The sequence below is a fragment of the Pseudonocardia sulfidoxydans NBRC 16205 genome (assembly GCF_007989085.1).
Classification (GTDB): Bacteria; Actinomycetota; Actinomycetes; order Mycobacteriales; family Pseudonocardiaceae; genus Pseudonocardia; species Pseudonocardia sulfidoxydans.
On sequence record NZ_BJVJ01000137.1, the window covers coordinates 1 to 7,382 of the forward strand.

Here is a 7,382-nt window from a genome sequence, read left to right on the forward strand (position 1 = left end):
CCGAAGCGCTCGCCGTACTTCTTCGCGAACTCGTCGGCCCGGGCCACGAAGCCCGCGACACCGCCCGGGAAGCCCTCGACGTACTGCACGACGCCACCGGTCCAGGCCGGGAAGCCGATGCCGAAGATCGAGCCGATGTTGGCGTCGGCGTCGGAGGTCAGCACGCCCTCGTCGATGCAGCGCTGCGTCTCCAGCGCCTCGATGACGAGCATCCGCTCGGAGAGCTCGTGCAGGTCGACGTCGTGGTTCGTCGCGCCGAACTCGGTGCGCAGCCCGGGCCAGAGCCCGGTGCGCTTTCCGTCGACGTACTCGTAGAACCCGGCGTCCCCGGACTTGCCGGGCCTGCCCAGCTCCACCAGCCTGTCGACGATCGCGTCGGCGGGGTGGGCCACCCAGTTGTCGCCCGCGGCCGCCTGCGACTCCTTGCGGATCTTCTGCGGCAGCGTGAGCGTGAGCTCGTCCATCAGCTGCAGCACGGGCGCGGGGTAGCCGGCCTGCGACGACGCCTGCTCGATGGTCTGCGGGTCGATGCCCTCGGCGAGCATCGCGATGCCCTCGTTGAGGAACGTCCCGATGACGCGCGAGGTGAAGAAGCCGCGGCTGTCGTTGACGACGATCGGCGTCTTGCGCATCCCCAGCGTCACGTCGAACGCCTTGGCGACGGTGGCGTCGGAGGTGTGCTCGCCGCGGATGATCTCGACGAGCGGCATCTTGTCGACGGGTGAGAAGAAGTGCAGCCCGATGAAGTCGCCCTGGCGGTCGAGGCCGGCGGCGAGCTCGGTGATGGGCAGGGTGGAGGTGTTCGAGCAGAGCAGCGCGTCGGGCTCGATCACCTTCATGGTCTCGCGGAAGACCTCCTGTTTGAGCGCCACCGACTCGAAGACGGCCTCGATGACGATGTCGCAGCCGGCGAGGTCGTTGTAGTCGTCGGTCGGGGTGATGCGCTGCAGCAGCGCCTCGCCCTTCTCCAGGGTGGTCTTGCCGCGCTTCACACCCTTGGCGACGAGGCCCTCCGAGTACGCCTTCCCGCGGGCGGCGGCCTCCAGGGAGACGTCCTTGAGCACGACCTCCCAGCCCGACAGCGCACACGAGTAGGCGATGCCGGCGCCCATCATCCCGGCGCCGAGGACGGCGACCTTGCGCGGCTGCCACTTCTCGTGCCCGTCGGGTCGGGAGCGGCCGCCGTTGATGGCCTGCAGGTCGAAGAAGAATGCCTTCGTCATGTTCTTCGAGACCTGGCCGACGACGAGCTCGACGAAGTAGCGCGACTCGATGCGCAGCGCGGTGTCGAAGTCGACCTGGGTGCCCTCGACGGCTGCGGCCAGGATGTTGCGGGGGGCGGGCATGGGGGCGCCCTTGAGGGTCTTGCGCAGGTTGGCCGGGAACGCGGGCAGGATCGACGCGAGCTTCGGCTGGGCCGGGGTGCCGCCGGGGACCTTGAAGCCCGGCACGTCCCACGGCTGCCTGGCCTCGGGGTTGGCCGCGATCCAGGCCCGCGCCTTGTCCAGCATCTCCTCGTGGGAGGAGGCCAGCTCGTCGAGGATCCCGATCTCCAGGGCCGCGGCGGGCTTGTGCCGCTGGCCCTGCGCCAGGACCTGCATGAACCCGTTCATGATCCCGAGCATCCGGGTGATGCGGGTGACGCCACCGCCGCCGGGCAGCAGGCCCAGCGTCACCTCGGGCAGCCCGTAGACGACGCCGGGCGCGTCGAGGCCGATGCGGTGGTGGCAGGCGAGCCCGATCTCCAGGCCGCCGCCGAGCGCGGTGCCGTTCATGGCGGCGACGACGGGCTTGCCGAGCGTCTCCAGCTTGCGCAGCTGGGCCTTGATCTCGGTGACGTTCTCCATGACCGTGCCGGCGTCCTCCGGACGCGCGGCCGAGAGCTCCTCGAGGTCGCCACCGGCGAAGAACGTCTTCTTGGCCGACGTGACGATCACGCCGGCGAGGTCGTCGCGCGCGGCGACGAGCTCGTCGACGGTCGCACCCATGGCCGCCTTGTAGCGGTCGTTCATGGTGTTGGCGCTCTTGCCGGGGTCGTCGAGGGTGACGACGGCGATCCCGTCGGCGCCCTTCTCCCAGCGCACGGCCTGCTTCTGCTCACTCATGTGTCAGACACGCTCCACGATCGTCGCGATGCCCATGCCGCCGCCCACGCAGAGTGTCGCGAGGCCGCGGCGCAGGTCCCGGCGTTCCAGTTCGTCGACGAGGGTGCCGAGGATCATCGCCCCGGTCGCCCCCAGCGGGTGGCCCATGGCGATGGCGCCGCCGTTGACGTTGGTGATCTCGTGGGAGATCCCCATGTCGCGCATGAAGCGCAGGGCGACGGCGGCGAAGGCCTCGTTGATCTCGAAGAGGTCGATGTCGTCGACGGTGAGCCCGGCCTTGGCGAGCGCCTTGCGGCTCGCGGGGGCGGGGCCGGTGAGCATGATCGTCGGGTCGGCACCCGAGAGCGCGGTGGCGACGATCCGGGCGCGGGGCGTCATGCCCGCGGCCTTCCCGGCGGCCTCCGTGCCGATCAGGGTCAGCGCGGCGCCGTCGACGATGCCGGACGAGTTCCCGGCGTGGTGGACGTGGTCGATCTTCTCGACCCAGTGGTAGCGCTGCAGGGCGACGGCGTCGAACCCGCCGTCGGCGCCCAACATCTCGAACGACGGCTTCAGCCCGCCGAGGTTCTCCAGCGTCGTCCCGGCGCGGACGTGCTCGTCGCGCTCCAGGACGGGCAGGCCGTTGCGGTCGCGGACCGGGACGACCGAGCGGGCGAAGTACCCGTTGGCCCAGGCCTTGGCGGCGCGGGTCTGGGACTCGACGGCGAAGGTGTCGACGTCGGTGCGCGAGAAGCCCTCGAGTGTCGCGATGAGGTCGGCGCCGATGCCCTGGGGCACGAAGCCGGTGTCGTAGGCGGTCTCGGGGTCCATGGCCCAGGCACCGCCGTCGGAGCCCATCGGCACGCGCGACATGGCCTCGACGCCACCGGCGAGGACGAGTTCCTCCATGCCGGAGCGGACCTTCTGCGCTGCGGTGTTCACGGCTTCCAGGCCGGAGGCGCAGAAGCGGTTGAGCTGGACGCCTGCGACGGTGTGGGGCAGCCCGGCGGCGATGGCGGCGGCCTTGGCGATGTCGCCGCCCTGGTCCCCGATCGGGGACACGACGCCGAGGACGACGTCGTCGATCGTGGCGGGGTCGAGCCCCGGGAACCGGTTGCGCAGCTCGTGGATCAGGTCCACGACCAGCGAGATCGGCTTGACCTCGTGCAGCGAGCCGGAGGCCTTGCCCCGGCCACGGGGGGTCCGGATCGCGTCGTAGATGTAGGCCTCGGGAATCTGGCTCATGCGGACCTCTCGTCTGCAGGACGGCTGTGTCGGCACCATCTTTGTTACAGCAGCACTGTCATATAGGTCAAGGTCGTCGTAGCCTCCTCACATGGCAGTGCACCCGACCGAGCCGGCCGAGCTCACCATCGACCAGCTCGCCGACCGCACCGGGATCAGCGTCAGGACGATCCGCTTCTACGCCGGACGCGGGCTGGTCGACCCGCCACGGCTGCGCGGCCGCACCGGGCTCTACGGGCCCGCGCACGTCGCCCGCCTCGAGCTCATCGGCGAGATGTCCGCGCTCGGGTTCACCCTCGCAGCCATCGAGCGACACCTCGAACGCGTCCCGCACGGGGCCGGCCCCGAGGACCTGGCCCTGCAGCGCGCCCTGCTCGCGCCGTGGGTGCCCGAACACCTGGAGGACGTCGACCGCGCCGAGCTCGACCGCCGCGCCGGCCGCCCCCTCGACGACGCCGCCGTCGCCGACCTGGAGACCCTCGGGGTCGTCGAGGTGCTCGACGACGGATCGATCCGCCTGCACGGCACCCTCGGCCCGGGCCTCGACATGCTCGACTCCGGTCTGCCGCCCGAACTGCTGCGCGACTCCCACGAGCTGATCGCCAAGCACACGACCGCACTCGCCGAGGACCTGATGGCCCTGTTCCAACGGCAGGTCCTGCAGCCCTACCGCGACGCCGGACGCCCTGCAGCGCAACGGGCCCGGCTCGCCGAGACCCTCGCCCGGCTCAAGCCGATCACCGTCCAGGGCGTCGTCGCCGCGTTCGGCCGCGCGGTGAACCGCACCATCCGCGACCGCGTCGGCTGACGCCGCCGATTCGCCGCCGAGTTCGACTGGGGACTGGTTCGATCACAGTCGGAACCAGCCCGAGGTCGAACTCGGCGGGTCCGAGGTCACGCGGCCGGGCGCAGCCAGATGCCGTTGCGCGTCTGCACCAGGCCGAGCTCGCGGGGGTCGTGGCAGCGCCCGCGCCGGCGGTGCGCGTCCCACAGCTTCGCGTCGTCGAACAACGCCCCACAGCCGCCCGTGCGCCGGCAGCAGTGCGCACGATCGGCGCCCACCCATTCGACGCCGCAGCAGTGCATCCGCAGGATCTCCGTCGCCACGACACTCCCCCCGAGACCGGATTCGAACACATGTTCGCACGTGCGATCGTGGTCCGGCAACGCTTCATCGGTGGGGGGCGCGGCGTGATTCGTGCCGGTATACGTTCACCCCGTGGAGGTCCTTCGAGCTGCCGGCGTGTTCGCCGTCCGCGACGGTGAACCCAACCAGTACCGGGAGCACGTCCGGTCCCGCGACCTGTCCGTCGGCACCTACTGCATCCCGGTGGGCGGCAAGGACGGTCAGCACCCGCACGCCGAGGACGAGGTCTACCTCGTCGTGCGCGGCCGGGCGACGCTGCGCTGCGAGGACGGCGAGCACCGGGTCGGCCCGGGCAGCGTCGTGTACGTGCCGGCCGGCGACCGCCACCAGTTCGTCGACGTCACCGACGACCTGTCGATGGTCGTCGTGTTCTCGCCACCCGAAGGTGCCCGTGGCTGACGTCTTCCTCTTCCCCGTCACCGTTCGCTACCTCGAGGTCGACGCCCAGAACGTCGTCTTCAACGCCTGGTACCTCGCATGGTTCGACGAGGCGATGGCCGCGTTCCTCGCCGATCGCGGACTGCCCTACAAGCACATGCTCGACTCCGGGCACGACGTGCAGCTCGTCCGCTCGGAGATCGACTGGCGCTCCGGCGTCGGGTGGGGTGACGACGTCGTCGTCGCCGTGTCGACGGCACGCCTGGGCCGCACCAGCTTCGTCCTCGACTTCGACGTCCGCCGCGGCGAGGACATCACCTGCGCGGGCCGGACCACCTACGTGGTGATCGGTACCGACGGCTCGGGCAAGCGTGAGATCCCGCCGATGCTCGCCGACGCCCTCGGCGAGCCCGCCCCGCTGCGCCCCCTGTAGCGGCGCGTTCAGCGCGCCGGGGCGACCCGGTTGCGGACCTCGGGCAGCGCCAGCCGGGTGCCGCCGGGGCCGGGGAACGTCGCGGAGATGACGATCTCGTCGCCGTCCTCGAGGTAGGTGCGGGTCTCACCACCGGGCAGCGCCACCGGGTCCTCGCCGCCCCACGACAGCTCCAGGAAGCTGCCCCACTGCTCGCGCCGCGCCCCCGACACCGTGCCGGACCCCAGCAGGTCCCCGGGCCGCAGCGACGCACCGTTCGACGTCAGGTGCGTGACGAGCTGCGCGGGCGTCCAGTAGAGGTCGGCGGCGGGCGGCGACGACACGAGCTCGCCGCCGAGCCGGATCTCCATCGTGACGTCCAGTCCGCGGTCGGCCTTGCCGCGCAGGTGGGGCAGTGGTTCAGGGTCACGCGGGGGCGGGTCGACCCATGCGGCCTCGAGCACGTCGAGCGGGGTGACCCAGGCCGAGATCGCCGTCGCGAACGACTTGCCCAGCATCGGCCCGAGCGGCCGCGACTCGAACGACTGGACGTCGCGTGCCGACCAGTCGTTGAGGACGACGACGCCGAAGACGTGGTCGAGCGCGTCGTCGACCGGCACCGGGCCCTGCGCCGGTCCGCCGCAGACGAACCCCAGCTCGGCCTCGACGTCGAGCGCCCGGGTGGGGCCGTAGTCGCCGGCCGCGCGCTGCCCCCACGGCCGTGTCACCGGCGTCCCGCTGACGACGACCGTCCCTGCCCGCCCGTGGTAGCCGACGGGCAGGTGCCGCCAGTTCGGCGCGGTCGTCGCGGTGCCGGGCCGCAGAATCTGCGCGCCGTTGACCGCGTGCTGCTCGCAGGCGTAGAAGTCGACGTAGTCGGCGACCGTGAACGGCAGGACGGGCACGACACCGTTGGCGGGCAACAGGAACGGCGCGATCCGGTCGGGGTCGGCCAGCCTCTCCGCGAGCCAGCCGACGACGTCGGCCCACACGGCCCGGCCCGCGGCGAGCAGCGCGTCGAGGGTGGGGTGGCCGAGCGTCTCGGCGAACACCGCGCTCTCGGTGGCGGCGAGGGCGCCGACGTCGAGCAGGCCCGCAGGTGTGGGCGCGGCGATCCGCGACGGCCCGGGCCTGCCCGCCCCCGCCACCACCCCGAGCGCGAGCCCCGTCCCGATCACCGGTGATCCCATGCCGCAGACGCTAGCCGCCCACACCCCTGTGAGTGGCAATAGTCGCTATCGCGACTATTGCCACTCACGACATCAGCGCTTGGTGGCGCGCTCCAGGTAGTCGGCCACCCAGCCGTCGGTGGCGCGGCGACTCCACAGCCGGACGGCCGTCTCGTCGTTGTCGGCGCAGTACCGGTCGGTGCGGTCGACGGCCTCGCGGCGCAGCGCGGACTTGGTGGCGGCGAAGGTGTCGGGCGGGACGTCGGCGGCCAGCCCCTTCGCGACCGTGACGGCCCTGTCTCGCAACGCGTCCGGCTCCACGACCTCGTCGACCAGGCCGAGCGCATGGGCGTCGGCGGCCTTGTGGGTGTCGGCACCCATGACCATCCGCCGGGCACCGACCTCACCGACCGCGAACCGCATCACCTCCAGCGCGATCCACGGGAACGGCACACCGACCTTCAGCTCGGGGACACCGATCCGGCCCTTCCCGTCGGCCATGAGGACGACGTCCGCGCACGCGGCGAGGACGCACCCACCCGCGATGGCGTGCCCGTTGACCGCGGCCACGACCGGCTTGGGCAGGTCGAACACGGCGCGGAAGCAGTCGGCGAGGGCGGGCAGGAAGCGTTCGACGTACGGTGCACCGCCGTCGAGGAACCGCTTGAGATCCACCCCGGCGGAGAAGGAACCGCCGCCGGCGGTGAGCACGACCGCCCGGGCGGGGTCGGCCGTGAGCCCGCGGAAGGTCTCGGCGACCCCCTCGCACAGCTCGATGTCCATCGCGTTGACCGGCCCGTGGGCCATGGTCAGGATCGCGACCCCGTCCTCGTCGACTCGTTCGATCACCCCGGGAACCTAACCCGCGGGGGGACTTCCGGACATGAAAGGCTCTGCATGAATCGCGGGGCACGACCCGCCGTCGACGCCGAGCCCAGGGAGCAGAA

The 7,382-nt window shown here is 71.7% G+C and carries 8 protein-coding genes; 3 read left to right on the forward strand and 5 right to left on the reverse strand.

The genetic code is table 11. The features are described from left to right. Both PSU4_RS30155 and PSU4_RS30160 read right to left on the reverse strand, forming a co-directional pair. On the reverse strand, positions 1-2,105 hold a 2,105-nt coding region (locus PSU4_RS30155), incomplete at its 3' end, for a 3-hydroxyacyl-CoA dehydrogenase NAD-binding domain-containing protein (protein WP_147115972.1). Positions 2,106-2,108: 3 nt separating this feature from the next. After that, positions 2,109-3,329, reverse strand: coding sequence for an acetyl-CoA C-acetyltransferase (locus PSU4_RS30160; protein WP_147115974.1), 1,221 nt, complete (start codon positions 3,327-3,329; stop codon positions 2,109-2,111). Positions 3,330-3,420: 91 nt separating this feature from the next. On the opposite strand from PSU4_RS30160, the gene PSU4_RS30165 reads away from it, so the two are divergent. Then, positions 3,421-4,137 (forward strand): MerR family transcriptional regulator, encoded by a 717-nt coding sequence (locus PSU4_RS30165; protein WP_147115976.1) that lies wholly within the window; start codon positions 3,421-3,423, stop codon positions 4,135-4,137. An 86-nt stretch (positions 4,138-4,223) separates the two neighbouring features. Here the strand turns inward: PSU4_RS30165 and PSU4_RS30170 are convergent, their stop codons facing one another. Further along, positions 4,224-4,436 carry an FDXHR family putative zinc-binding protein gene (locus PSU4_RS30170; protein WP_246115450.1) on the reverse strand — a complete coding sequence of 71 codons (213 nt, stop codon included), beginning with the start codon at positions 4,434-4,436 and terminating at the stop codon, positions 4,224-4,226. Between the two features lie 112 nt (positions 4,437-4,548). Between PSU4_RS30170 and PSU4_RS30175 the strand changes: the two genes are divergently transcribed. Both PSU4_RS30175 and PSU4_RS30180 read left to right on the forward strand, forming a co-directional pair. Beyond that, on the forward strand, positions 4,549-4,875 hold the full coding sequence (locus PSU4_RS30175) for a cupin domain-containing protein (protein ID WP_147115980.1): 327 nt from the start codon (positions 4,549-4,551) through the stop codon (positions 4,873-4,875). Continuing rightward, positions 4,868-5,287, forward strand: a complete 420-nt coding sequence (locus PSU4_RS30180; protein ID WP_147115982.1) for an acyl-CoA thioesterase — start codon at positions 4,868-4,870, stop codon at positions 5,285-5,287. The genes PSU4_RS30175 and PSU4_RS30180 overlap by 8 nt, the downstream gene beginning before the upstream one ends. A gap of 8 nt (positions 5,288-5,295) precedes the next feature. Here the strand turns inward: PSU4_RS30180 and PSU4_RS30185 are convergent, their stop codons facing one another. Both PSU4_RS30185 and PSU4_RS30190 read right to left on the reverse strand, forming a co-directional pair. Then, on the reverse strand, positions 5,296-6,456 hold the full coding sequence (locus PSU4_RS30185; RefSeq protein ID WP_147115985.1) for a fumarylacetoacetate hydrolase family protein: 1,161 nt from the start codon (positions 6,454-6,456) through the stop codon (positions 5,296-5,298). A 72-nt stretch (positions 6,457-6,528) separates the two neighbouring features. Further along, positions 6,529-7,284, reverse strand: coding sequence for an enoyl-CoA hydratase/isomerase family protein (locus PSU4_RS30190; protein ID WP_147115987.1), 756 nt, complete (start codon positions 7,282-7,284; stop codon positions 6,529-6,531). Between the last annotated feature and the right edge of the window lie 98 nt (positions 7,285-7,382).

Bases quoted from the DNA above. Each gene is read 5' to 3' on its own strand.
- PSU4_RS30160 (WP_147115974.1), bottom strand. From the start codon at position 3,329: ATGAGCCAGATTCCCGAGGCCTACATCTACGACGCGATCCGGACCCCC.
- PSU4_RS30185 (WP_147115985.1), bottom strand. From the start codon at position 6,456: ATGGGATCACCGGTGATCGGGACGGGGCTCGCGCTCGGGGTGGTGGCG.
- PSU4_RS30165 (WP_147115976.1), top strand. From the start codon at position 3,421: ATGGCAGTGCACCCGACCGAGCCGGCCGAGCTCACCATCGACCAGCTC.